This window comes from Mucilaginibacter achroorhodeus (assembly GCF_007846095.1).
GTDB lineage: Bacteria > Bacteroidota > Bacteroidia > Sphingobacteriales > Sphingobacteriaceae > Mucilaginibacter > Mucilaginibacter achroorhodeus.
In genome coordinates this window covers 610,704-635,742 of the sequence record NZ_VOEI01000002.1, presented here as the reverse complement: position 1 = coordinate 635,742, position 25,039 = coordinate 610,704, and the positions used below count along the sequence as shown (strand labels likewise).

The window sequence follows — 25,039 nt, the reverse complement described above, 5'->3', positions numbered from 1 at the left end:
AATCACCTTTAAGATCTTAATTTGAACGATACCTTTCCTGTTCCTGAAAATGAAGACGGCCGGCTAAAGTCGCTTTTTGCTTACGATATGATGGATACCGAAGCAGATACCGCTTTTGACGAACTTACTGCGCTTGCTTCAGAAATAGCACAAACACCCATTGCGCTGGTAACGTTATTGGATGGTAGCCGCCAATGGTTCAAATCGGCGCACGGAACAGAACTTAAACAATCTCCCAGAGAACACGCCTTTTGTTCACATACCATAATGGATCAGTCGCAACCGATGATTGTTCAGGATGCGCGGCGTGATGACAGGTTTAAGAATAATCCGCTGGTAACCGGTGATACACAAGTTGTTTTTTATGCGGGTATCCCGTTGGTTAACGAGGATGGTTTTGCCTTAGGGTCACTTTGCGTTATTGACCATGAACCTAAGCAACTGAGCGATTCGCAGATAAAAGCTTTAGGTACGCTTGCCAAACAGGTGCTTACACAAATGGAACTGCGCAGGAAGATCGCTCAACTGGAAGATATCAATAAGGCGTTAACAGAAGCCAATATCTTTATCCAGAAGTTTGCGCACATGGCCGCGCATGACATTAAAAACCCAATGAGCAGCATCATGTTAACGGCACAGGCGCTTGAGGCAAGGTTAAAAGCCGTTGGTGACGAAAAAAGCATGGGGTTGGCTGTAATGGTTTATAAAGCTGCCAAACGCCTTATAAATCTCCTTAACGAGATGCTCGATTATTCCAAAGAGCCATCTGCTTTAGTGCTGAAACAACAAGATGTTTGCCTGCCCACGTTGCTAAAAAGCATTGTGGACCATAGCGATCTTCCAAACAACGTTAATATTAGTTTACCACAGCACGAATGCATTGTGCGTACATCAGCCGTGGCGCTTGAGCAGATTTTTATGAACCTGCTTAATAACGCCGTTAGGTATAATGATAAGGAAGCAGGAGATATTAAAATAAGTTACACCGACGAAGGTGAACATCACAGCTTCACCATAAAAGATAACGGCATAGGCATAGCCGCTAAAAACATTGATCGTATTTTTGACCGGTCGGTAACCCTTAACAAGGTTGATAGATTCAACAAGCCCGGTAAAGGTTTAGGATTGTATACCGTTAAATCACTTGTAAATAAATTGGAGGGAGATATCAGGGTTGAATCAACTCTTGGAGAAGGTTCTGTTTTTACCTTCACCATTAAAAAGCAACTTGCTTAGCGGCTTAATCCCATACCACGTACCATTTCCCATCATCGTTTTTGGCATAACTTAATCCGTCGCTCATTTGGTGGACATCCCGGCCTTCATTACTGCTGTAATAATTTCGCCTTTCATAAATCCTGATGCCATTGTTTTCTCGTTGCAAAAAAACCATAAGGGCGTTCATGGACGGCCCTATCTCGTGCAACCACTGGCTATCGCCCTCTTTAACAAATGCTGAACTCATAATAGTATATTTAAAGTTTAGATATAACACTATTCGTGCCGAAACCTTGTTATAAATAAGATGGAACAGCTTAGCTTTTTTGATGGCGGCCTGCAAAGTACAAGGCACCTGCCGCTTCATCTGCTTGATTATCGCTCAAACTTCTTTACTGCCGGTGAGGGCAAGGGCTTTATGGAGAAGCTTAAAACGGATATAGACTGGAAGCAGGAGACCATCCAGATGTACGGTAAGCTATTGAATACGCCCCGCCTCACCGCCTGGTACGGCGATAACGAAAAGACGTACGCCTACAGCGGTAACAAATACTTCCCTATGCCGTGGACGCCCGAATTATTAAAAATAAAACAGCGTGTAGACGAAGCGTCAGGTATTCGCTTCAATAGCGTGTTGTTAAATTACTATCGCAACGGTAACGATTCTGTAGCCTGGCACGCCGACGATGAGCCGGAGCTTGGACGCAACCCGATCATTGCTTCAGTAAGTTTTGGTCAGGCACGGCGGTTTGATATCCGCCACAAGGAAGACCACAAGTTGCGCCACTCGGTAGAACTGGAGAACGGCTCACTCCTCATTATGAAAGGCGACCTGCAACACAATTGGGAGCACCGGGTACCCAAATCAACCAAAGCAGTAAAGGAAAGGATAAATTTAACTTTTAGGGTGATAGGGTAGGGGCTGCAAGTTACATCTCTTTTTGATTTAAACTCGCTATCAACCTCTCCTTGTATGATTGTCCTATAGCCAGATCACGCTCACCCACGCGCAAAAAATTACCTTCAATAAAGCGAATACATGTAGTATTTACCATGGTTGAGCGATGGATGCGGATAAACCCTGATGCAGGCAACAATTTCTCCATCCTGGCGAAGGTCATGTAGGTCACATAGGTTTGGGTAGTAGTATGCACTTTCAGGTAATCGCCATAGGCCTCTATATAAATAATATCGGCAAGATCTATCTTAACCAGGCGTCTGTCGACCTTTAAAAATATATGAGCAGGGTTATCCGGCTGCAAAGTGCTTACTAACCTATCGGTAGCAACGTCATTGGTAGTCCTGATCTTCTGGATAGCTTTTAAGAATCGCTCAAAGGTAATGGGCTTTAGCAGGTAATCTACCGCTTCCAATTCAAAGGCGTCAACGGCATATTCACTGTAAGCAGTGGTAAATATCACCTTTGGCGAATCTTTTAAAGACTTGATGAAATTGATCCCTGTAATGCCTGGCATTTGTATGTCAAGGAATATTACATCAACCTTATACTGGTGCAACAAACCGAAAGCCTCAACAGCGCTTTGGCAAGTGGCAAGGCAATTAAATCCCTGCAATTGGCTTATATAACCCTCCAGCAAATGGCGGGCAAGCGGTTCATCATCTACAACAAGGCAATTGATCATTGAGGTAATTGAATCGTTAAAGTTACGGTATAAATGCCATCGGACTGGTGCATAAGCAAGGTGTGTTTACCTGGGTAAAGTAGTTCAAGCCTTTTTCTTACGTTATGAAGGCCGATACCCCCTTCAATATCATCTTCGGCAGTCCACGCAACCGGGTTTGCAGTTTGGAATATCAGTTCATCATCATCAATCGCCAGCACTATCTTCACCCACTTGTCTGAAATGTTTTTCTGTAACGAGTGCTTAAAGGTGTTTTCTATCAAAGGTAAAAACAGGAGGGGTTCAATCTCAATGTGGCTGATATCGCCTTGTATCATTAACTCTATCGCTTCAGGCTTATCATGCCTCACGTTTTCGAGATGAATGTAACTTTTAATGAAATCAATTTCCCTTTCAAGGCTCACCTTTTCATGCCGGCTGTTGTACAAAACATAGCGCATGATGGCTGATAGGTCTGCAATCATTTGCGGAGTTTTGGGCGAAGCCTGCACACTTAGTGCGTACATATTATTCAGTGTATTAAAGAAAAAGTGAGGTTGCACCTGCTGTTTTAGATGGTCTAACTCCAGGCGAAGTTTAGCGGTTTCTAACGTGCTCAAATTCTCCTGGTTTTTAAATAGCAGGCGTATCACATAGATAGATGTTGCAGCCAGCAGAACAAGGCTGGTATAACCGAGCGTTTGATTAAAATATCCGTGAGAGAAATCTTCCGGATGGGCTGATTGAAGATTGTCTTTGTAGGCCTTCGGCACAAACGGCATATGTATCATTGCAATGGTTGTAAGGCGCCCCCAAATTTCATAAACCATGATGTAGACCGGTAAAAGCAATACAAACAACCAGTATTTCTTGCGACCTACTGTTAGCGGTAGGTATGCTCGGTAATACAATACTATCACGAGTATATCCATTATGTTTAGGAGCACCAAACTAAACGTGAACGATAGGTTACCCCAAATTTGATAGCCCACCGCAAACGGGCTTATCACGCTCACAAACACAAGATACGAAAGCTCGGCAATGAGGCTTTTTTGTTTATAAGTGAGCGGGGTGGTGGGGTAGGGCATAGAACAAAGGTAAGTTTACACACATTAAGATAATGAGTTTTTAGATGAATGGCTTGTTTTGCTCGTTGAATTTTAAAAGCGATGATTCAACGAGTTGTTGGGGCAGTTAATCGAAAATATTGAATGCTTGCTGGAGTCATTTGCATGTTTGAGGTATGAAAAAGCTACCCTTAACTCTCATCATAATTTTAACCTTTACCGTAGGTGTTACGCAAGCGCAAAACCGCAGGCAGGTTGATCATCTCGCTACTTTTGCTAAGGTGTGGGGATTTTTAAAATACTATCATCCTGCGGTAGCTAAAGGCACTGCCAATTGGGATAAAAAATGGCTAAATTCGGTGTTAACTATAAAGAAAATTGGTTCATTAAATGAATATAAAAATTTTATAATCAGCTTTTATAATAGTTTACCTAAACAAAAAATTGATTATAGTTTGATGCCACCAAACGGTGACTCTGTTTTTCGTGTATTTGACAAAAATGACTTGAGGGATTTCAAAATTCCTGCTCAGATGAAAGCAGAGTTCAGTGACCTTTACCTTCACCACCAGCCGGATTCTAATCGCTACGTCGATAATCTCTATAAGCCCGGTGTTACGCTCGATTATGTTTATTTCAAAGAGGAGGAATATCCAAAGCCCGACTATCCTGATGAAGCGCACCGGTTACTGGCTTTGGTAAGGTACTGGAATATCATTAATTACTGGTATCCTTATAAGCGGGAGTTTGCTCCGCACTGGGACAAGGTGCTTACCGATTTTATTCCACAATTTATCAATGCAGCCAATAAAGAAGAATATCGGCTGGTATTTTTAAAGCTTACGGCTCAGATAAAAGACAGTCATTCTTTTTTCAGGCAGAATGACTTTTACAATAAACGCCTGCAAAACGCGCCTTTCCTTTTGTATTACTCTGGCGGTAAATACTTTGTTGGGAACGACCAATATCCTGAGCTTTTAAACAAACAAGATATTAAAGCAGGTGATGAAATAGTTTCGATAAACAACAAAAATACAAGGGCTTGTGAGGATTATATAAAGCAATATTGTACAGGTAGTAATGAAGCAACGCTGCATAGAGAGATTGGCAGAAACCTCTTTAGAATGGATACCGCCAAAAGCGTTCAGATTACCATATTACGCAACGGAAAACTCATTACTCAACAATTGAAACTCTATTCTTACAGTGAGCTTTACCAATACCGCATTAAGCACCAACCAAAACTTTGGGAAGATATGGGGGACGGTGTATTCTACGTACGTTTCTGTAAAATAACCGATAGCAACCAATTGAAACAAATGTATATGGCTATCCAAAATGCTAAAACAGTAATATGGGAGATGCGCGATTATCCATACTTCCCTACAACGCAGATCTATCGCCCCGGTCTATTTGGAAACCAAACGAGCGAGGAAGTGAATTATAATGCCGAACTATTTTATCCAGGGATGTATAAGGCTCACAAAGAGGTTGGCGATATGGCTACGGACACTTTGAATTTGCCGCACTATAAAGGGCGCTTGATTGTACTTGTGAACGAGTTTACCCAAAGCCTTGCCGAAAGCGTTGCAGCGGCGCTAAGATGCCGTCCAAACACTATTGTAATGGGCAGGCAAACGGCAGGAGCAACCGGTAATATGTTTTTTACCGATTACCCAGGCGGAATAGCTGCCGCTTACACTGCAGTTAAAGTTGTTGGACCTAACGATAGTTTTAAGCAGGGGCAGGGCGTTAAACTTGATAAGGAAATAAAGATCAGTGCTGCAAAAATGCAATCTTCCCCTGATTATGAGCTGGAGCAAGCGTACCGGCAGGCTTTAAAGGATTTAAAATAATCCGCTATATTTGTTTGTCAATCAAATAATAAACCAAATGAAAAAGATTATTCTCTTTGCGATATGCTTAGGTTTTACCACCATTGCTTTTGCGCAAACAAGCATAAGACCTGCAGAAGCGGGTGTTACTTACGGCAAATCCGTTACTGCTGATAATGCTGTTACCACTGCTGATCTCAATAAAACGCTTTCAACAGATTCTGTTTACAACGGCAAGATCACCGGTACGGTTGTGGAAGTTTGCAAGAAGAAGGGTTGCTTTATGAAACTGGAACAGGCTAATGGCACACCTATAATGGTTCAGTTTACAGATTACGCTTACTTTATGCCGCAGAATATTGTGGGTAAAACAGTAGTGGTTGAGGGTAAGGCTAAAGTTAAAGAAACTTCAGTTGAGCGCCTGAGGCACTATGCCGCAGACGCGGGCAAAAGCAAAGAAGAGATAGCTGCTATAAAAGAGCCAAAGCGCGATATAGGCATTATGGCTGATGGCGTTTTGGTGGTTAAATAATCTGATCCTGACTTGGAACGATAGCATAAAGTCCTGCATATTTGCGGGACTTTTTAATTTTATAAATAATGCAGCAACAACCCAATAACCCATTGCATGGTAAAACTTTACAGGCTATACTTGAAGCATTAGTTGCTCATTTAGGCTGGCCCGAGATGGGCTATCGCATCCGCATAAATTGCTTCCTGGATACCCCCAGCATCAACTCGAGTTTAAAGTTCCTGCGCAAAACACCATGGGCACGCCAAAAGGTGGAAGACCTATACGTGGAATACTACAAAGAGTTAAACCCTTAATGCTTTTTAGCCTTGTTCATCTTTGCTTTTTTAGATGAACTGATGTTATAGGTTTTGGCATTCTCAGGCTTTTTCTCGTGGAACGCCGGGCCGGGTGTGTATTTATCTTCTGCTTTATGTACCTGCTTTGGGCGGGCGGCTTTCTCAGCTTCTTTTTCCTTGCGGTCTTTTTCTATCACCAGGTCGTCGGGCAGGTCTGCAGTTTGCATTTTTTGGCCGGTGGCCTGCTCAATTCGCCTTACCTGATCCAGCTCAAGATCTGTGGCAAAAGTTAAAGCGATGGTTTCGCTTTCCTCGTCACTGGCTTGGATTTCAACGTGTTTAATGTAAACTTCTTTATCGGCCGGGAGATCAAAATTAATGATAAACGGTACACCAGTAAGATCAACCTGCTCATCCAGTTCGTTAGCTATCAGCAATACCCTTAGTTTATCGTTACGTAAAAAATCAGCAACGTTATCTGCAACTGGATATTCGTATGATAATGGTTTAATAAAAGCGCTCGATAATCGTGCTTTCCTAAGCAGGCTTTTGTAGATGGTTTCAGCAGTAAGCCTGGTATTGGTGAATACAACCGTTTTAGTAAACACCTCAACATCCTGTAAAAACAGGTTTAGCAAATTTATCTTGGTGCCAAAGTTAGGTACGTGGTATAACATCTGCGGGAGCATACCCAATTGAGTTTCGCTCATTTCCTCAACCTCAACGGTAGATGGCAGATGCATAAGCGGATCTATCATTTTGGCAAGCTTATCGTGCATTACTTCGGTAAACACAAGGCGTTGCGCTTTGCCTATGCTTGTTGATAGCTCCGTGGTTGGCAGCTGCAAACCTTTTTTGACAATGGCATGTGCATCATCTATCACCAATAACTCAACCTTATTAAGGTTTAAGCCCAGCTTTAGGTAAATGGCGCGGGCCCTGTCAGGCGTGGCAATTACAATATCAGCACCTTCGGCAAGGTCGTCCATTTGCTGGTCAACACCGATACCGGCATGTAATAAAACTATGCGGATAGTTTTATTACGGTTAAGCAGATTAAAGCGTTCGTTAATAGCTTCAACACCTTCCTGGTCTGGCGATAGAATAAGCGCGGCAGGTACATTATCGGCACTATGTTTAAAACGGTTAAGCGTAGCAAGTACTAAGGTAGTGGTTTTACCACCGCCCTCTGGCGCAATAGCAATCACATCCTGCCCGCCATTGATACGGCTTAAGGTTTTTTGCTGTAACTCTTTAGGATTATCAAATCCCGCTTCCGTTAATGATCGTACCAGCTGTTTGTTCAGCTTAAATTTTTCTGCCCAGGCCATATCAACTTTAAAAGCTGCAAAGATAACTAATAAATATTTGCCGCTGATGATAGCTATTTTAAGGCAGCATTTTGAAATGACCCATATAAAGATATTTGCTACATTTAGTTTTACTAACCTGAAAAACCATGAGAAAGCTTTTTTTATTTGCCTGGATGCTGGGCATCTTCGGCCTAAGCGCCCACGCTCAGCAAAAATTTAACGGATTAGACAATAATATGGGTACCATCTTCCGCACGTCAGATGCGGTTAGCCGTTCTATTAGTCCGGAGAATTTTACAGGGGAAAAAGGCAAAGGAGGGATGGCGACAGAGGGTACAGGTAAGGCTGCTGCACGCGACCTGGGCCAGGGTTGGAAGGTGAGCCCCAGTGTGATCATAAAAAAACACACAACGTTCACCGTGGCCGAGATAAATGGCGAAGGTGCCATCCAACACATATGGATGACCCCTACAGGTAACTGGCGTTATTCTATTATCAGGATGTATTGGGACGATGAGACCACACCATCTGTAGAGGCACCTGTTGGCGATTTCTTTTGCATGGGCTGGGGGAAATATGCGCCTGTTAATTCATTGGCGGTAACCGTCAACCCTGGTAGTGCCTTTAACTGTTACTGGCCGATGCCGTTCCGCAAAAAGTGCCGTATTACCATGGAGAACATCGACGATAACGATATGGTGCTTTATTACCAGGTAGATTATACCCTGACCAAGGTGCCCGAGGATGCGGGTTATTTCCACGCGCAGTTCAGGCGGGTAAACCCCTTGCCTCATAAAAAGGACTTTGTACTGGTAGATAGCATTAAAGGCAAAGGCCAGTATGTAGGTACTTACCTTGCCTATGGCTCAAACAAAAATGGCTGGTGGGGCGAAGGGGAGATTAAATTTTACATGGACGGAGACACCAAGTATCCAACCATCATCGGCACCGGTACTGAAGATTATTTCTGCGGATCATACAATTTTGAGACCCGCAAACGAGACGAGCAGGGACGAGAAACCCGTAATTACACCGAATTCTCGGGCCCTTACACAGGTTTGGCGCAAGTGATAAAAGGGGATGGGTTGTACAACGTAGCGCAACGCTTTGGCTTATATCGCTGGCACATCGCAGACCCTATCCGTTTTGAAAAAAGCCTTGAGGTAACCCTGCAGGACCTTGGCTGGCGTGGCGACGGCCGCTACCTGCCCTTGCAGGACGATCTGGCATCAACCGTGTTCTGGTATCAGCAAGGTCCGCATGGCGCATTCCCTAAACTGCCAACAAAAGATGAACTGGAAGTTAATTAAAACTGTTGTTAGCTGCCTTTAAATAATTATATTGAGCCCTCCAATTATTAATTGTTAAATACACACATTAATGTCTAAAGACAAAAGCCTGGCCGCGGTTGCGCTCATTACATCCTTGTTTTTTTTGTGGGGGTTTGCATTAAACCTTAACCCAATACTTATCCCACACTTGAAAAAGGCCTGCCAATTAACAGATTTTCAATCATCATTAATAGATTCAGCATCATACGTAGCCTATTTTCTGTTACCTATACCAGCAGCACAGTTTATGAAGCGCTACAGCTACAAAGGCGGTATCATACTCGGCCTTCTGCTGTTCTCTGTTGGGGCCGCGCTGTTTTATCCGGCTGCTGCTGTACGTAACTATGCATTTTTTTTAGGTGCATTGTTTGTGGTTTTCTCAGGCATGGCTTTCCTGGAAACCGCTGCCAATCCGTTGATCACCTTAATAGGCGACCCTGCAAGTGCTACCCAACGTATTAATTTTGCGCAATCATTTAACGGTATGGCGGCTGCTTTGGCGCCGTTTATTGGTGGCACCTTCATACTCTCAGGCACTGTTTTAACAGATGCCCAGGAAAAGGCAATGTCGTCGCAACAGTTGGAGGCGTATCTAAATCATGAGGCATCCTCAGTACAGATCCCTTACCTGGTAATCAGCATTGCGGTTTTACTGGTGGCCATCTTTGTTTGGCGTACTGCTTTCCCGGCCATTAAAGAAGAATCTGCCGAAACAAAAGCGATAGAAAATAAACCGCTCCTGGGCAGGATAATAGCCCTTACCAAAAACAAACATTTGATGAAGGGCGTAGTGGCAGAGTTTTTTTACGTAGGAGGGCAGGCGTGCGTAACCAGTTTCTTTATTCGATACAGTGAACACGTAGCCGGCTTTGGCGAACATAGCGCTGCAAAATTGTTGAGTATCGGTTTGCTGTTATTTATGCTTGGCCGCTTATCCGGCACTGCGTTAATGCTGGTTTTTAACCCTGTAAAACTGCTTGTAACCTATGCGATCATCAATATTTGTCTAATAGCAGCTGCAGTAACCTTACATGGGCCGTTTGTAGTTTATGTGTTGATGGCGGTGCTGTTCTTTATGTCTATCATGTTCCCAACTATCTTTTCGTTAAGTATAAGGGGCCTGGGGCCGCAAACCAAGTTAGGTTCATCATTAGTGATAATGGGCATTGTTGGCGGCGCAATTATGCCACCGATAATGGGCCAGCTATCAGATATGTTTAACATACAAATAGCTTATGTTGTACCGGGGGTGAGCTTTGCAGTAATACTTTGGTTTGCGCTGCAAAACCTCAAAGTGAAAAACCTTGATGTTGTGGGCGGGCATTAATTGAAAATTTTATGGATCTGAATTTAAAAGATAAAGTGATCATCGTTACTGGTGGTGCAAAAGGTATAGGTGAGGGTATTGTTATGTCGCTTGCGGCAGAAGGTGCCATCCCGGTTATTATTGGCCGTAGTGAGCAAGATAACCTTAAAGTGGTTAATGGGCTTGAGGCTAAAGGCGTTCAAAGTTTCCAGGTAGAGGCTGAACTTAGCGACCCTGCACAATGTGTTGCAGCGGTAAAGGCAGTTGCAGAGAAATACGGCCGCATTGATGGCCTCGTGAACAATGCCGGTGCGAACGATGGCGTAGGTTTAGAACATGGCGACTACGAGCGATTTATGGCTTCTCTGCATAAAAATATGGTGCATTATTACCTAATGGCGCATCATGCCTTGCCATACTTGAAGGAATCAAAAGGGGCTATCGTAAACATCACCTCAAAAACTGCCGAAACCGGGCAGGGTAACACGTCTGCCTACGCTGCCTCAAATGGCGGGCGCAACGCGCTTACACGCGAATGGGCTGTAGAACTTCTTAAATACGGCATACGTGTTAACGCCGTGGTAGTTGCCGAATGCTGGACACCCCTTTACGAAAGCTGGATAAAAACACTGCCCGACCCTGATGGTAAACGAAAAGAAATTGAGGCCAAAATACCCCTTGGCAACCGGATGACCACTACCGCTGAAATAGGTGATGCTGTTGTATTCTTGCTGTCCGGCAGATCAAGCCATACTACCGGACAGATCGTTTATGTTGACGGTGGATACGTGCATTTAGACCGTGCTTTGGCCAACGCTTAAATAATTTTTTAAATCAGCAAGATTTATTAACCTTGTAGCTGATAACCTTTAACTTATGGGCGAGTATACCGGCCAAACGCGAATTTTAGTTGCCGTTGACTGTATCATTTTTGGATTCGACGGATCAGATATCAAAATACTACTGGTAGAGCGCGACCTTGCGCCTGATAAAGGTAAGTGGAGCCTGATGGGCGGTTTTATGCGCCCCAACGAAAGTCCGGAAGATGCGGCCAATCGTGTGTTACAGCTACGCACAGGCCTCAACAACGTATACATGGAGCAGTTTAGGGTGTTTGGTAAGCCAGACCGCGATCCGGTTGAGCGCACACTTTCAATTGCCTACTTTGCGTTGATAGATATACAACAATACCAGCAACAGTTAGTAAGCGATAATCACCCCGAGTGGTTCCTGCTTACCGATATGCCTGATCTGATATTTGACCATGCCGAAATGGTTAAACTCGCTTTAAAAGAGTTACGCTACAAGGCGGCTTTGCATCCCATATTATTCCAGTTGTTACCCGGTAAATTTACCATCCCGCAATTGCAGGCACTTTACGAGGGGGTTTATCAAACCAGGTTCGATGACAGGAACTTTAGCCGCAAATTACTATCCACCGGTTTGCTTGTGAAGCAAAATGAGAAGGATAAACAGTCATCAAAAAAGGGAGCTTTTTACTATCAGTTGGATCAGTCGCATTATGAAGAAAAGTTTGAGAAATTTCTTAACTTGGTTCCCAATCCTGACAAATTTTTCTAAAACCAATTAAATGCTTAAAAAAGCATTACCAATTATTATCACAATTTGCTTTATTGGGACAATTGCTTCAGCACAGCAAAAGCCACAGTACACGCAGTATATATTCAACAACCTTTTATTAAATCCCGCGGTATCCGGCATAGAAAATTATACCGATGTTAAGTTAGGTTATCGCAGCCAATGGAGAGGCATTGAGGGTGCACCGGTAACAGCTTATGCAAGCATCACTGCTCCTTTAGGTTCTGAATTTACACAAGGTGATGCCGCCGGCTTTCTGCCTTATGATGGCGAAAGCCCTTACAGCCGGATGTACACTTCTGATTACCGTGCATCGGCCCCGCACCATGGTATAGGTTTTATGGTGGTGACGGACAAGGCTGGCCCGCTCGATCAAACTAACGTTGCCGCTTCTTATGCTTACCATTTGGGTATCACCAGTAATTTTAATCTTTCAGTAGGTGTATCTGCAGGAGCAAATCATTTGCATCTGGCTACGTCAGAACTTGCATTTGAAAACCCTGACGATCCGGTTTTGCAGGGGATTGAGAATAATAAATGGAAGCCTGATTTAGGGGTTGGTATTTGGGGCTATGCTGCAAATTATTACTTCGGCGTATCTGCTCAGCAAATCTTACCGCAGGTACAATACATCTCAACCAGAACGGCTAATTCATCTCTGAATCGTACTGTGCCACATTTTTTTGCCACAGCAGGAGTTAAGTTCTACCTGTCAGACGATGTGATGCTTTTACCATCTGCGCTGCTTAAATTTATAGAACCCACGCCAACAAGTTTCGATATCAATATGAAGCTGTCCTTCCGCGATAGGTTTTGGTTTGGTGGCTCCTATCGCCGTAATGATTCATTTGGTGTGCTTGCGGGCTTTAATCTCAATTCGCTTATCAACGTTAGCTATGCTTATGACATTACCACTTCTCCGTTAAATACGGTAAGCAATGGATCACACGAGTTGGTGATCGGCATCTTGCTCAATAACAAATACAGACTAACGGCTCCTCAACATGGATGGTAATTTCACAGAGGAAACAAGAATCAAGAGCCAAGAATCAAGACCGCGTGATTGTGTAAAAAAAGAAAGCCCTTAAAAATTTAAGGGCTTTCTTTTGTCTTGATTCCTGACTCTAAAAGTCTTGATCCTCTTTATAGCTCTTTCCTGAGCCTTGCCACCGGGATGTTCATTTGTTCGCGGTACTTGGCAACTGTGCGGCGGGCAATATTATAGCCGGCCTCTTTTAATATTTCAGTCAATTTCTCATCGGCAAGCGGATGGCGTTTATCTTCTTTGCCGATATTTTCTTCCAATATTTTTTTCACTTCCTTATTTGACACTTCCTCGCCGCTTTCAGTTTGGATAGCCTCACTAAAGAATGATTTTAGCAGGTAGGTACCATGCTCGGTTTGTACGTATTTCGAGTTGGCTACGCGCGATACCGTAGATATGTCCATACCGATGCGGTCGGCAATATCTTTCAGGATCATTGGCTTAAGGTTCTTATCGTCTCCGGTAAGGAAGAAATCGTATTGATACTGCATAATGGCGTTCATGGTTTTAAGCAGCGTTTGCTGGCGCTGTTTAATAGCATCGATGAACCACTTAGCAGAATCGAGCTTTTGTTTTACAAACTGAACGGCCTCTTTCAGCTTTTTATCTTTTTGTGATGCCTTATCGTAATGCTGAAACATCTCCTGGTAAGAGCGGCTTACCTTTAGTTCCGGGGCATTCTTAGAGTTAAGAGTTAATAATAGTACACCATCATTGTTCTTGATGTGAAAATCAGGTATCACCTGCATTTGCTTGGTACTAACCTCGTTGCTATCACCCGGTTTTGGGTTAAGCTTCAATATCTCACCAACCACTGCACGCAACTCGTTCGAGTTCATGCTTAGCGATTTTTCTAACTTATCATAGTGTTTGCGGGTAAACTCCTCAAGATAGTTTTCTACCACCAGGATAGCTTTCTTTACAATCGGGTCGTTCCCATCTTTACGGCGAAGCTGTATCAACAAACATTCTTGTAAAGTGCGGGCACCAACGCCCGGTGGGTCAAAGGATTGGATAACCTTAAGCATATCCTCAACCTCTTCATCCTCGGCCATTACATTCTGCGAAAAAGCAAGGTCGTCGGTTAAGGACATGATGGGGCGGCGCAGGTAGCCATCATCGTCCAAACTGCCTATAATCTGACGGCCAATGGCAAAATCGTGGTCAGATAGTGGCAGCAGATCTAATTGTGCCTGCAGGTTTTCAAAGAAAGAGCTTTGTACGGCAATTGGAATTTCCTTGCGGTCATCTTCATCATCACCGTTATTATCGTAGCGGCTTCCGTAATCACTCACGCTATCGTCTTGCAGGTAATCGTCTATGTTAAACTCATCCATTTCGCCACCCTCATTATCACTATCGTAATTATCGTCGGGGTCGCGGTCAGGGTACTGTTCTTCAGGCTCATTGATATTGGTCAAACTCATATCTTCAAGCGCAGGGTTTTCCTCCAGTTCTTCTTTGATACGGGTATCGAGCGACACGGTAGGCACCTGCAGCAATTTTATAAATTGAATTTGCTGAGGCGAAAGTTTCTGTAGGAGCTTTTGCTGGAGATTCTGTTTTAACATAGTGTAAGACGCGAGGTCAAAAGTACAGCAATTAGCTTATGTTTTAAAATGGTTTTGTTGCTGTAATAATAATCCTAAAATGTTTTTAAGCAGGTTTTGTTTGGAGCAGTCAACTTTTTATTGATAACTTTAATAACACAACAAATAATAAGGATATGGGATTTGTAAAAGAATTTAAAGAGTTTGCCGTTAAGGGCAATGTATTAGATCTGGCAGTTGCGGTTGTTATTGGTGCGGCCTTTGGCAGCATCGTAAAATCATTGGTTGATGATATCATTACCCCCGCAATACTTACCCCGGCACTTAAAGCCGCACACCTAAGCAACCTTAGCGAACTGGTGATACCCGGTACGGCCATTAAGTATGGTAACTTTATATCTCAGGTTATTTCCTTTATCATTATTGCGTTAGCGTTGTTCCTGATTATTAAAGGCCTTAACAGCTTTAAAAAGAAAGAAGCCGCTGCACCTACAGTTGAGCCTGTACCAACAAAAGAAGAAATATTATTGACAGAAATACGCGACCTGTTGGCAAGGAAAGGCTAAGCATTTTGGGCCGATTTAGCAATATGCTCTTGCTGTTTGTTATACTTACGGCAGGGGCTTTTATGTTTTATTTCTACTCATATAAAAGCAATAGTTTATTTGCAACAGGGGCGTGCGTTGCCATGGCTATAGGCTTTACAGGGCTGGGTTTAAATTGGTTTAGTTTACGCGGCAACCTGCACCGGGTTTTAGAAATTGCCTCGTGGGTAGTTTATCTGTTGATAGGAGTTGGGCTTTTTGCAACCCTTCTTACGTTTAAAGGGCAGCGAGAAACCAGGGTACTTAAAGCGCACGGCGTGAAAGTAACAGCCATTATCATTAGCAAAGGGAGTGCATACAGCCGTGGCTCTTCAAGCAAATGGGCTATTGTGCAATACGTTTATGGCGATAAAACATACCTTCAGGATATTGCTTACCGTCCTAATTATAATGTGAATGATACCGTAACAATGGTTTGCCTGCCTAATGATCCTGAATTAGCCCGCCCGCTTTGGTGGTTAAAATATTGATGATGGACAATTCAAAAATGCTTCGCGAGATAGCTTGCTCGCTTCCTGAAGTCACCGAAGAACCTCACTTTGATAAAATATCCTTCAGGATAAATAAAAAGATCTTTGCAACAGTGGTGGCGGAGCAAAACCGCGCCACTGTTAAACTTACCCCGGAAGAGCAGGATATCTTCTGCACTTTTAATAATGAGGTAATACATCCAATACCCAATAAGTGGGGCAAACAAGGCTGGACGCATATCAACCTGTTATTAGTGCAAGCAAATATGCTCACCGGGATATTAAAAACAGCCTACTGCGGCATCGCACCCAAACACCTCGCCGCCCAAATAACTTTTGAGGAAGATTAAAGCCGTCCGCTAAAAACAAGCTTTTCATTAATGACCCAATGACCCAATGATCAAAAAGTTTTCGGCAACTTAGGATCGGTGAGGATAATAAAGTCGCCCATTTTTTCAAATTTGGTCCAGTCGGGGTTATCAAAACTGTCATCGGCGTAGGCTGCAATGTTTATGATACGCGCTTTAGGTGAGTATTTCTTTAGCTGAGCAGCCGTGCCCAGTTTCTCCTCGGTGTGGAAACCACCATTAACCTGCATTACTTTAAAATCTTTATGCGTTTTAAGGAATTGGGCAATATTGTAGCCCATGGTTGCATCCCATACATTTTGCGATTGGTAGATCTTCATATCACCCATGGCGCTGTGGCCACCCATAATATTTACAAACTTTTCATAATAAGGGCCGGTTGCTGTATCGATAGGCAATGGTGCCAGCCAGGCTTTTGCTTGTGGACTAAGCTGGTTTAAACTGGCTAAACCGCCACGGGTAACCATGTTGGTGTAGCGAGTGGGGGCATTGGCAGCAATTACAGGTGTGTGGGTTTGTTTTGCCTGCTCTATCATGGGGCGATAGTCTTTATAGTTATTCCAGGCGCGGCCTTCGGTAATTAGGTTCTTCTCGCGGATGAGGCCTGCCAGGTATTCGTTTAAAACAATCTGGCAATCGGTCTGGAACATCTCCAATGATAAAGCTGATCTGCCCGGATATTTCTGTGTAAGCTTTTTAAATAATAAAGCTTCCAGGTAATGGCCGGTAGAATCATTGTGTTCCTCGCCAAAGAAAATCACATCAGCCTTATCCATGCTGTTTATGATATCATCAACCGTAGCCGGGGCTTTTTTAGCTGTGTTATATATTTTATAATGAGATAGCATGGTATCTTGCGCAACGGTGGCAACAGGGGCTAACAGCAGCAAAAAGGCAATAATCTTTCTCATTAAATTGATGTTGATTTCAATGTTAATAAAATTAGCCAAATAACTGCATTAGTATTTGAAAAAACTAAAAATTACGCTACATTTGCACTCTTGTTTTTAAAAGCAAAAAGATTAGAATACGAATAGAATAAAGTATAGCCATGAAAAGAACGTTCCAACCTTCAGTAAGGAAAAGAAAAAATAAGCACGGTTTCCGTGAGCGCATGTCATCTGCAAACGGCAGAAGAATACTTGCTGCAAGAAGAGCTAAAGGCAGAAAAAGATTAACTGTATCTGACGAACGCACGCACAAAGCATAATAATGGTTGTATCTTCTGCTAAGCAGAGGGGCTAACCGTTTTTGTGTTTGATAGCTGCGGTTCGGCATTAACAACTATGTATACTTTCAAAAAAGAAGAACGGTTATGTAACAAAAGGCTTATTGATGGCCTTTTTCATAACGGTTCTTTTTTTTTATGTTATCCCTTCAAGGTATCTTGGATGCCTGCCGATGCTATGCAGCAATATCCCGTGCAGGTGGTTTTTGCGGTAGGTAAAAAGCGATATAAACACGCTGTAGACCGCAATACCGTAAAGCGCCGCATGCGCGAGGCTTATCGCCTCAATAAACAATCTCTTCTTTACGATGCGTTAAATAATAGCGAAAAAAAGTTGTTGTTATTTATAAGCTATATAGGCAAAGAGATTGCTCCCTACGATTTTTTTGAAAAAAAAATGGCTAAGCTGTTAACGCAACTTGCAGCGGAGGCTACCAAATGAATGCGCTTTGGAATGGAATAAAAGCCATATTCAGCGCTTTTTTTTTGCTGCTGATAAAGCTTTATCAATACCTTATTTCTCCTATACTACCTAACTCATGCCGTTATACGCCCACTTGTTCGCAATATGGGGCAGAAGCTATAAAAAAATACGGACCCTTTAAAGGTGGCTGGTTAGCATTAAAACGTATTGCCCGGTGCAACCCCTGGGGCGGGCACGGGCATGATCCGGTACCTTGATTGTAAGTCAAATTCAAAAGGTAAAATTCAAAAGAAATTTCCTTTGGGTTGGGGAGGAGCTTAAGTTTGCTCCTTTGTTGAGCCAAAATTCAAAATTAAAAAGTCAAAAACACAGATCGATGAGCAATTTTGAATTTTGAATTTTTACTTTTGACTTCAGAAAATGATTTTACAGATAGAAACTGCAACTACAACCTGTTCTGTGGCATTGGCTGCCGATGGCGAGCTTATTTCTTTTAAGGAGATCAACGAACGTAATATACATGCCGAGGTTGTCACCGTTTATATAAACGACCTGATAAAGCAGCAAAACGCCACGTATGATAACATTGATGCCATAGCAGTTAGCTGTGGACCCGGGTCTTACACAGGTTTGCGTATAGGCGTTTCTACCGCAAAAGGATTATGTTTTGCCTTGGACAAGCCACTGATAGCTGTAAATACACTTGAAGCAATGGCTAAAGGCGTAGCGCAACGGATAGACTTGAGCACCGATACTTTACTTTGCCCCATGATCGATGCCCGCCGCATGGAAGTTTATACTGCTGTTTACAAAGCTGATGGTACGTTAGTAAAACCGACTGCCGCTGAGATTATTACAGATGAAAGCTTTGCCGATCTGCTTTCAAACAATAAAGTGTTATTTTTTGGAGATGGCGCTGCTAAATGTATTGATGTACTGGGACAAAATCCTAACGCGTTATTTGATACTGATTTCTCAAATTCAGCACGTGATCTTACCGCTTTGGCACAACAGAAATTTGCTGATAAGGAATTTGAGGATGTGGCTTACTTTGAGCCATATTATCTTAAAGATTTTATAGCTGGTAAAAAGGCAAACGTTTAATCGCCGTTATCTTTACCCCATATACCATTCCACAGGCGTTTTAGAAGTCCCGGGCGTTCGCCTATCGGGATCAGATTGGCGTTAAGTGGATGCTCTATTACATGGCCGAATTTAAGAGAGAACCCCATAAACACGTCGGCACCGCTGTAAAAGCCCGAGCTATTGATCTGGCTTTCGCTTTTTCTTGATGCCTGCGCTAAACTTACGGTTTGCAATAACCTATCGCTACCGATGAAAAACTCAGCGTTGGTTGATTTTACCATAAACTGAAGCCCGGCGTTGATTACTTTATAATTATTGATAGCAGCTACGATAGTACCGGTGTAATTTTTATACTGAAACGGATTTGATAAAGCGGCTGTATAACCTTCGTAAAATAGTTCCTTCTGCAAGATAAGTGTAGGAGAATACTTGTATTGCATCGCGTTATCCAGCCAGTAGGATTTGTTAGCACTCAGCTCAAATTTGGCATTGGTAGGTGTTGTAAAGCCCGTTTGCTGGCCGTTAGAGCGTACAATTTGATATGCTGTTGCATAAAGTCTGTCTTCAAGTCTTGTTCCGTTAACATTAGGTACTGTATCAGGGCTTGCTACATTATTAAACACGTTCTGTGCAGATTTTCCGTACCAGTGTATAAAACCAAGGTCTTTGATGTTGGCTTGTATAATAAAGTTATCGCGTGTTTGCAACCTTGTACCTATACTTATTGAAGCTCCCGGATTTCTGAAGTTTGGGATAAGATCGCCCCGGTTAAATTTTCCGGATGTATAGCTTATTCGGTAATCGCCCTGTAAACCAAGCAACGCGGTGTTATTTGCATTATCAAATTGCAATGAAGATTGATTGATATTTAACCGCTGATATTGGATTCCCAAAAGCGCGCTCAACTTCACCCCGAAGGAAAACTTTTTACTGAACTTTTCCCTGTAAGCAAAGCTTATCTGATGATAGCCCTGATAGCGATAATTGTTATTTAGCCCGGTGTAAGTAACACCGTCCTGAAATTCTCTTGCCCCGTTGAGCAGCATCAGCGTTTGGTCTGTAAATATGCCTTTGCCTTCTGAACGCGTTTGCCATGAAAAACCTATCTCCTGGTCGCCATCAAGGCTTTTAAATATGCGCAGCATCAGCAGGTAGGTATTTGCATCAGCATTTGCGCGGCTATATCTGTTAGGATCAAGGGTAAGGTTTGTGTTAACGTACCTGCCGGTAAAAGCACGTGTTTTTAACGGAATTTGTCCGTTCCCGGTAAGGAAGATGTTTGCACCAAAATTTGGTATAAAAAAGTTGAATGACACGTATCGGCTGCTATCAGGCGTAAAGTTGGTTTGTGCCGGATTCTCGAACGAGTCAAATAAAGTGCCGGTGTTATACTGAGAAAATTGCTGGCCAAATGTTGTAGCAGAAACAAATAAGAAACATACAACCAGTAAAAAACGATTCATATAGCTGTGTAATGTTCGCGGGTAATTACCATAAATTCGCGACTAATATCAGCTATTTAAACGTATAAAAAAGGCCTTGGGTTGCGTTTTTTAAAGGTTCTAATCATTTTTTGGAGAAGCGGTACTATCAGGCGTATTTTTTAATAAGCAAAAATTAGTGTAGAAATTTTTATCAGTTGCGCCAAACTGAAAAGAAGCAGCGTAGAAATTTCGCCATGATAAATCGTTGTCTTTATAAGAAAGATAAAAATCGTCTTTTAAACTTTGTTTTAAAATTTGTTGCGCATTCTTAAAGTGTAAAAAGAACGAAATATTGCTTCGTTCGGCAAGCAGATCATCAAAAGGAAGGTAGCTGTTTGTTTTGCTTAGAAACTTCCTGTTAAGATAAGTGTCGGCATAGCTGGTCAGTTCCGTTTGGCTGTTGGCTAATATCAGGTAGTTATCAATAATTCGGAAGTATGGTCTTCTGAAAGCACTAAATGCATCCCCCAATAAGAAGTAGGGTAATTTTTGAAATTTGAACTGGCCAATATCGTCTGTCACCATTGTGCTGATATTGGTCATGAATGGCCGCAACAGCGATCCGTTCTTCACAGTTATTATTGCAAACCTTTCCTGAAAACGTGTGATAACAACCCCAAACTCATTACTTACCAATTTTTCAAACTCAGGTTTTATGTTGATGCCCGTTTCCTGTTTTACTTTAGCCAACAAGGCATTTTTTTCTTTTTGTAAACCCGCCTTTTGCTGAAAAGTAGATAGATCGGCAAAGAACTGCGGACTATTTGATATGGCCATATCTATCGCATAAGCCGTAGTAGATGGATAGATGTCCTTGAGATTATTGACAATTGGTTGCTGGTTGGCAAAAATATTAAGATAGCTCCCCGGCTTATTAGTCTCAATATTGGTGTAACCTGCAAACATTACCGCATTATTTTTAAAGTTGATGTTCAGCGCAGCCAAGGCAGGTAACATCCGGAATGGTTTGAAGATGTCGGTGTTTTCCTTAAATAATTGACCAAACAATGGGTCAAGATGTTGGTAGTTTACGTAGAGATTGATGAGGGAGTTAGCGTTTTGCTGATCAGGTAACAGCATAAAAACATGCTGCTCGCGTTGCGGTTTGTAATTGGCTGCATCATTTATCAGCTCTTTTGAAAAACTTGCCGAGAATACGTTGTTACCGCTGTAAAGCAGGTATAAACGTTTCTTAAGCGATTGAAAATAGATATTATAACCACTTTTTTCGCCTATCCTAAGCGGAGTTATCAACATCCCGGTATTGCGTTGCTTAGCTAACTCCTCAAACGCCCTTAAGGGTACATCCTTAACAGACGTGGTTAGCAGCATCCTTACTTCGCCATCTTTAGCCGGATGTATGGAGATGAATATATTTCTATTATCAAAAGCTTTGTTAAGAGCCGGGTTATTGATGAGCCGGTTTTTAATAGTATCCAGGTCAATCAGTTTTTCTTCGCCAACCAGGTTGCCCAATAGCGTGTTGCCTTTATAAATATCGTACAGGCTGTTCTCGTTGGTAAACTCAAACACCAGTGCAGCGTTATCGGGTATGGTGCGGATAACATTACCTGCATGCATACCGGCCGTGCCTAAGCTGTTAAAATATTTAACGGTTACCCACGCAACTGCGGCAATCAAAATTAAGGTAATGGCTATCAGTCTCTTCATTTACGGTGTTACGGTTGCAATTTAGAATTTTACTGTACCACAATAAAGTAATACTTTCATTTGGTTAACTTAGCCTTTTTATCTGCATGAATAAACAAATCATCGTAACGGCTTCATTTTTTGGTGCCGTAGCTGTTATTGCCGGGGCTTTTGGCGCACACGCTTTAAAAGATGTGCTTACGGCTAAACAGTTAGATACCTGGCACACAGCAGTTCAGTATAATTTTTACCACGTGTTTGCCCTATTGTTTTTATCCACCTTTGGGCGTTTTAAGAACAAGCTTATCAGTGTTGCCTATTATATATTTACACTGGGTATTTTGTTTTTTTCAGGTTCGCTTTATTTGCTATCGTGCCGAGATCTGTTACATGCGCCCGGCCTTATAGCCCTTGGCCCCGTAACGCCTTTAGGTGGCCTGTTGTTTATTATAGGATGGATAGTTTTAGCAATAGCTGCTTTCCGCAATAAATAAAAATAATGTTAGAGTTTGCCGAAGGTGCTGCAACTAACCGCAAAACGCTTTTTGTTGAAGTGATATTGCCTTTAGCCATCAGCATTAATTACACTTACCGCGTGCCGTTTGAGCTTAATGATGCCGTTACTACAGGCAAACGCGTTGTGGTGCAGTTCGGTAAAAGCAAACTTTATACAGCAATAGTGAGCGCGATAACAGAAACAGCGCCCGGGAAATATGAAGCAAAATACATACTCGATATTTTAGACGAGCAACCGGTTGTTACCACCAGACAACTACAATTCTGGCGCTGGCTCGCCGACTATTATATGTGTAACGAAGGCGAGGTGATGAATGCCGCCCTGCCAACAGCCCTTAAGCTCGCCAGTGAAACCAAGGTAATGCTCAACAAGGGTTTCGAGTATGATAAGGCCGCTCTTAATGATAAGGAGTATTTGATCACTGAGGCGCTTGACATCCAACCCGAACTTACGATAAGCGACATAGCCAAACTGCTGGGCCAAAAAACGGTGATGCCGATCTTAAAATCATTGTTTGAGAAAAACATTATCAATATCTCTGAGGAAGTTGCCGAGCGTTACAAGCCCCGCAAACGGGCTTTCTTAACATTAAACCCGGCTTACCACAACCAGGACAACCTGCAGGAATTATTTATTATCCTGGAGAAGAGGGCGCCTAAACAGGCGGATGCGGTGCTGGCTTATATCAAATTGTCGCGGCAACAAAAAGTTGTCTCAAAAACTGAATTACTTGAGGCAAGCGGTGCCGGCGAATCGAGCATTAAATCGCTTGTAGAAAAAGAAGTGTTCTTTGTTGAGGAAAAAAACGTATCGCGGCTTGGCTATAACGAAGACGAGGACGAAATAATCAATTTCGTTTTAAGCGACGCTCAGCAAGCGGCACTAAATGAGATAAGGCAGCATTTCACTGAAAAAGATGTGGTGTTGTTACACGGGGTAACCTCATCAGGCAAAACGCAGATATACATTAAGGAGATAGAGCGTGTTATGGCTGCAGGTAAACAGGTGTTATACCTGTTGCCCGAAATAGCTTTAACAACCCATGTGATAGAACGCCTGCGTATCTACTTCGGAAACGCCATAGGCGTTTACCATTCCCGCTTTAATGATAATGAAAGGGTAGAGGTTTGGCAGAAGGTTTTAAACGGCGAGTATAAGGTGGTTTTAGGTGCCCGTTCATCTGTTTTTCTACCGTTTAATGATCTTGGACTTATTATAGTTGATGAGGAGCATGAAACTTCATACAAGCAGTTTGACCCTGCCCCGCGTTACAACGCCCGAGATGCTGCCATTTACCTTGGCAATATGTTCGGTAGTAAGGTATTGCTTGGTTCGGCCACGCCGTCTTTTGAATCTTACTACAACGCACGTACCGGCAAGTACGGTCTGGTAGAACTCTCCGAAAGATACGGAGGTGTTCAGTTACCGTTGATACAGGTAGTAAGCATTACAGAAGAAACCAAGCGCAAAACCATGCAGTCGCACTTTAGCAGCGTATTGGTGCAGGATATTTACCAGGCGCTTGATGCCAAAGAGCAGGTAATACTGTTCCAAAACCGCAGGGGATATGCGCCGGTGCTGATGTGCAAGGTATGCGCCTACACACCAAAATGTATAAACTGTGATGTAAGTTTAACCTACCACAAGCACACACATAAACTGCATTGCCATTATTGCGGCTATAAGGAGGATTCGCCATCCGTATGCCCGGCATGCGGCTCAACGCATTTAGAATACAAAGGCTTTGGAACAGAGAAAGTAGAGGATGAGCTATCGGTGCTGATGCCCGAAGTGCGGCTGGCCCGCATGGATCTGGATACCACACGGTCAAGAAACTCCTTACAGAATATCCTAAACAGCCTCGAAGAAAAAAAGATTGACGTATTGATAGGTACCCAAATGGTTGCCAAGGGTTTAGATTTTGCAGATGTAACCGTTATAGGCATCATCAATGCTGATAGCCTGCTTAAGTACCCTGATTATCGTGCTAACGAACGCAGTTACCAGATGCTGGCCCAGGTAAGCGGCCGCGCAGGCAGGCGCGATAAACAGGGTAAAGTTGTGATACAAACATATGACCCAAACCACCGCGTAATACGGCAAGTAATTGCTAATGATTACAGCGACCTGTATTTCACCGAAATGGAGGAGCGTAAAAGCTTTAAGTACCCGCCATATTACCGCATCATTAACCTGGATGTAAAGCATAAAGACCCTGAAGTGCTGTACAACCAGGCCGAATACCTGGCAGGGGAACTACGTAAACACTTTGGCGATAGAGTGATCGGTCCGGAACCTCCTCTGATCAACCGGATAAGGAATTATTACATCAAATCTATTATGCTCAAATTTGAGCGCGACAGCATTTCTATTGTAAAGGCAAAAGCTATTATCAGGGAGACTATCACCCAGTTTCAAACCACCAAATTAAGTAAAGGCAGCATTGTACAGGCAGATGTTGATCCGTACTAAAAAGATCGTTAAAGTGTGTTTTAGCTTCCGCAAAAAGTT

General features: G+C 42.8%; 27 protein-coding genes. 19 read left to right on the top strand and 8 right to left on the bottom strand.

Annotation, left to right across the window (positions count from 1 at the left end; genetic code table 11):
- The first annotated feature begins 21 nt into the window (after positions 1 to 21).
- Positions 22 to 1,236, top strand: coding sequence for a sensor histidine kinase (locus tag FPZ42_RS08815; protein ID WP_146270439.1), 1,215 nt, complete (start codon positions 22 to 24; stop codon positions 1,234 to 1,236).
- A 4-nt stretch (positions 1,237 to 1,240) separates the two neighbouring features.
- Here the strand turns inward: FPZ42_RS08815 and FPZ42_RS08810 are convergent, their stop codons facing one another.
- A complete protein-coding gene (locus tag FPZ42_RS08810; protein ID WP_146270437.1) occupies positions 1,241 to 1,465 on the bottom strand; it encodes a hypothetical protein in 225 nt (74 codons plus the stop codon).
- A gap of 60 nt (positions 1,466 to 1,525) precedes the next feature.
- Here FPZ42_RS08810 and FPZ42_RS08805 point away from each other — a divergent pair, with 60 nt between their 5' ends.
- The gene (locus FPZ42_RS08805) at positions 1,526 to 2,137 is read left to right on the top strand and encodes an alpha-ketoglutarate-dependent dioxygenase AlkB family protein (RefSeq protein WP_146270435.1); all 612 of its coding nucleotides are present in this window, start codon (positions 1,526 to 1,528) and stop codon (positions 2,135 to 2,137) included.
- Between the two features lie 10 nt (positions 2,138 to 2,147).
- Here the strand turns inward: FPZ42_RS08805 and FPZ42_RS08800 are convergent, their stop codons facing one another.
- The gene (locus tag FPZ42_RS08800; RefSeq protein ID WP_146270433.1) at positions 2,148 to 2,861 is read right to left on the bottom strand and encodes a LytR/AlgR family response regulator transcription factor; all 714 of its coding nucleotides are present in this window, start codon (positions 2,859 to 2,861) and stop codon (positions 2,148 to 2,150) included.
- Entirely contained in the window at positions 2,858 to 3,928 is a 1,071-nt protein-coding gene (locus FPZ42_RS08795; protein ID WP_146270431.1) for a sensor histidine kinase, read from the bottom strand. Before FPZ42_RS08795 ends, FPZ42_RS08800 begins: the two co-directional genes overlap by 4 nt.
- Positions 3,929 to 4,083: 155 nt before the next feature.
- On the opposite strand from FPZ42_RS08795, the gene FPZ42_RS08790 reads away from it, so the two are divergent.
- The 3 genes from FPZ42_RS08790 (at position 4,084) to FPZ42_RS08780 (ending at position 6,570) form a co-directional block, all read left to right on the top strand.
- On the top strand, positions 4,084 to 5,763 hold the full coding sequence (locus tag FPZ42_RS08790; RefSeq protein ID WP_146270429.1) for a S41 family peptidase: 1,680 nt from the start codon (positions 4,084 to 4,086) through the stop codon (positions 5,761 to 5,763).
- 37 nt (positions 5,764 to 5,800) lie between these two features.
- Positions 5,801 to 6,274 (top strand): DUF4920 domain-containing protein, encoded by a 474-nt coding sequence (locus FPZ42_RS08785; RefSeq protein WP_146270427.1) that lies wholly within the window; start codon positions 5,801 to 5,803, stop codon positions 6,272 to 6,274.
- 68 nt (positions 6,275 to 6,342) lie between these two features.
- The gene (locus FPZ42_RS08780; protein WP_146270425.1) at positions 6,343 to 6,570 is read left to right on the top strand and encodes a VF530 family protein; all 228 of its coding nucleotides are present in this window, start codon (positions 6,343 to 6,345) and stop codon (positions 6,568 to 6,570) included.
- Here FPZ42_RS08780 and FPZ42_RS08775 read toward each other — a convergent pair.
- Entirely contained in the window at positions 6,567 to 7,883 is a 1,317-nt protein-coding gene (locus FPZ42_RS08775) for a DEAD/DEAH box helicase (RefSeq protein WP_146270424.1), read from the bottom strand. The genes FPZ42_RS08780 and FPZ42_RS08775 overlap by 4 nt on opposite strands.
- A 128-nt stretch (positions 7,884 to 8,011) precedes the next feature.
- Between FPZ42_RS08775 and FPZ42_RS08770 the strand changes: the two genes are divergently transcribed.
- From FPZ42_RS08770 to FPZ42_RS08750, 5 genes are all read left to right on the top strand, one after another.
- Positions 8,012 to 9,175, top strand: coding sequence for a glycoside hydrolase family 172 protein (locus tag FPZ42_RS08770; protein WP_146270422.1), 1,164 nt, complete (start codon positions 8,012 to 8,014; stop codon positions 9,173 to 9,175).
- Between the two features lie 70 nt (positions 9,176 to 9,245).
- On the top strand, positions 9,246 to 10,523 hold the full coding sequence (fucP, locus tag FPZ42_RS08765) for an L-fucose:H+ symporter permease (RefSeq protein WP_146270420.1): 1,278 nt from the start codon (positions 9,246 to 9,248) through the stop codon (positions 10,521 to 10,523).
- Positions 10,524 to 10,534: 11 nt separating this feature from the next.
- Positions 10,535 to 11,323: an SDR family oxidoreductase gene (locus tag FPZ42_RS08760; protein WP_146270418.1), complete on the top strand. Its 789-nt coding sequence runs from the start codon at positions 10,535 to 10,537 to the stop codon at positions 11,321 to 11,323.
- Between the two features lie 55 nt (positions 11,324 to 11,378).
- Positions 11,379 to 12,083, top strand: a complete 705-nt coding sequence (locus tag FPZ42_RS08755; protein ID WP_146270416.1) for an NUDIX hydrolase — start codon at positions 11,379 to 11,381, stop codon at positions 12,081 to 12,083.
- Between the two features lie 10 nt (positions 12,084 to 12,093).
- The gene (locus FPZ42_RS08750) at positions 12,094 to 13,116 is read left to right on the top strand and encodes a PorP/SprF family type IX secretion system membrane protein (protein WP_146270414.1); all 1,023 of its coding nucleotides are present in this window, start codon (positions 12,094 to 12,096) and stop codon (positions 13,114 to 13,116) included.
- A 128-nt stretch (positions 13,117 to 13,244) separates the two neighbouring features.
- Here FPZ42_RS08750 and rpoN read toward each other — a convergent pair whose 3' ends face one another.
- Positions 13,245 to 14,717: an RNA polymerase factor sigma-54 gene (gene rpoN, locus FPZ42_RS08745; RefSeq protein ID WP_146270412.1), complete on the bottom strand. Its 1,473-nt coding sequence runs from the start codon at positions 14,715 to 14,717 to the stop codon at positions 13,245 to 13,247.
- Between the two features lie 155 nt (positions 14,718 to 14,872).
- Here rpoN and mscL point away from each other — a divergent pair, with 155 nt between their 5' ends.
- From mscL to FPZ42_RS08730, 3 genes are all read left to right on the top strand, one after another.
- The gene (gene mscL, locus FPZ42_RS08740; RefSeq protein WP_146270410.1) at positions 14,873 to 15,262 is read left to right on the top strand and encodes a large-conductance mechanosensitive channel protein MscL; all 390 of its coding nucleotides are present in this window, start codon (positions 14,873 to 14,875) and stop codon (positions 15,260 to 15,262) included.
- A gap of 62 nt (positions 15,263 to 15,324) precedes the next feature.
- On the top strand, positions 15,325 to 15,771 hold the full coding sequence (locus FPZ42_RS08735) for a hypothetical protein (protein ID WP_186458724.1): 447 nt from the start codon (positions 15,325 to 15,327) through the stop codon (positions 15,769 to 15,771).
- 2 nt (positions 15,772 to 15,773) lie between these two features.
- Positions 15,774 to 16,121 carry an MmcQ/YjbR family DNA-binding protein gene (locus FPZ42_RS08730; protein WP_146270406.1) on the top strand — a complete coding sequence of 116 codons (348 nt, stop codon included), beginning with the start codon at positions 15,774 to 15,776 and terminating at the stop codon, positions 16,119 to 16,121.
- Positions 16,122 to 16,171: 50 nt separating this feature from the next.
- Here FPZ42_RS08730 and FPZ42_RS08725 read toward each other — a convergent pair whose 3' ends face one another.
- Positions 16,172 to 17,050: a ChaN family lipoprotein gene (locus FPZ42_RS08725; protein ID WP_146270404.1), complete on the bottom strand. Its 879-nt coding sequence runs from the start codon at positions 17,048 to 17,050 to the stop codon at positions 16,172 to 16,174.
- 140 nt (positions 17,051 to 17,190) lie between these two features.
- Between FPZ42_RS08725 and rpmH the strand changes: the two genes are divergently transcribed.
- The 4 genes from rpmH (at position 17,191) to tsaB (ending at position 18,895) form a co-directional block, all read left to right on the top strand.
- Positions 17,191 to 17,349 (top strand): 50S ribosomal protein L34, encoded by a 159-nt coding sequence (gene rpmH, locus FPZ42_RS08720; RefSeq protein ID WP_146270402.1) that lies wholly within the window; start codon positions 17,191 to 17,193, stop codon positions 17,347 to 17,349.
- A gap of 76 nt (positions 17,350 to 17,425) precedes the next feature.
- Positions 17,426 to 17,809: a ribonuclease P protein component gene (locus FPZ42_RS08715; protein ID WP_146270400.1), complete on the top strand. Its 384-nt coding sequence runs from the start codon at positions 17,426 to 17,428 to the stop codon at positions 17,807 to 17,809.
- Positions 17,806 to 18,048, top strand: coding sequence for a membrane protein insertion efficiency factor YidD (gene yidD / locus FPZ42_RS08710; RefSeq protein ID WP_146270398.1), 243 nt, complete (start codon positions 17,806 to 17,808; stop codon positions 18,046 to 18,048). Before FPZ42_RS08715 ends, yidD begins: the two co-directional genes overlap by 4 nt.
- Before the next feature lie 163 nt (positions 18,049 to 18,211).
- Complete coding sequence (gene tsaB, locus FPZ42_RS08705; protein WP_146270396.1) at positions 18,212 to 18,895, top strand: tRNA (adenosine(37)-N6)-threonylcarbamoyltransferase complex dimerization subunit type 1 TsaB; 684 nt, start codon at positions 18,212 to 18,214, stop codon at positions 18,893 to 18,895.
- On the opposite strand, the gene FPZ42_RS08700 is transcribed toward tsaB, so the two are convergent.
- Together FPZ42_RS08700 and FPZ42_RS08695 are read right to left on the bottom strand one after the other, a co-directional pair.
- Positions 18,892 to 20,340 (bottom strand): DUF5723 family protein, encoded by a 1,449-nt coding sequence (locus FPZ42_RS08700; RefSeq protein ID WP_146270394.1) that lies wholly within the window; start codon positions 20,338 to 20,340, stop codon positions 18,892 to 18,894. The genes tsaB and FPZ42_RS08700 overlap by 4 nt on opposite strands.
- 99 nt (positions 20,341 to 20,439) lie before the next feature.
- The gene (locus FPZ42_RS08695; RefSeq protein ID WP_146270392.1) at positions 20,440 to 22,032 is read right to left on the bottom strand and encodes a hypothetical protein; all 1,593 of its coding nucleotides are present in this window, start codon (positions 22,030 to 22,032) and stop codon (positions 20,440 to 20,442) included.
- A gap of 86 nt (positions 22,033 to 22,118) precedes the next feature.
- Between FPZ42_RS08695 and FPZ42_RS08690 the strand changes: the two genes are divergently transcribed.
- Together FPZ42_RS08690 and priA are read left to right on the top strand one after the other, a co-directional pair.
- Positions 22,119 to 22,505, top strand: coding sequence for a DUF423 domain-containing protein (locus FPZ42_RS08690; RefSeq protein ID WP_146270390.1), 387 nt, complete (start codon positions 22,119 to 22,121; stop codon positions 22,503 to 22,505).
- A gap of 5 nt (positions 22,506 to 22,510) precedes the next feature.
- Complete coding sequence (gene priA / locus FPZ42_RS08685; RefSeq protein WP_146270388.1) at positions 22,511 to 25,000, top strand: replication restart helicase PriA; 2,490 nt, start codon at positions 22,511 to 22,513, stop codon at positions 24,998 to 25,000.
- Positions 25,001 to 25,039 lie beyond the last annotated feature (39 nt).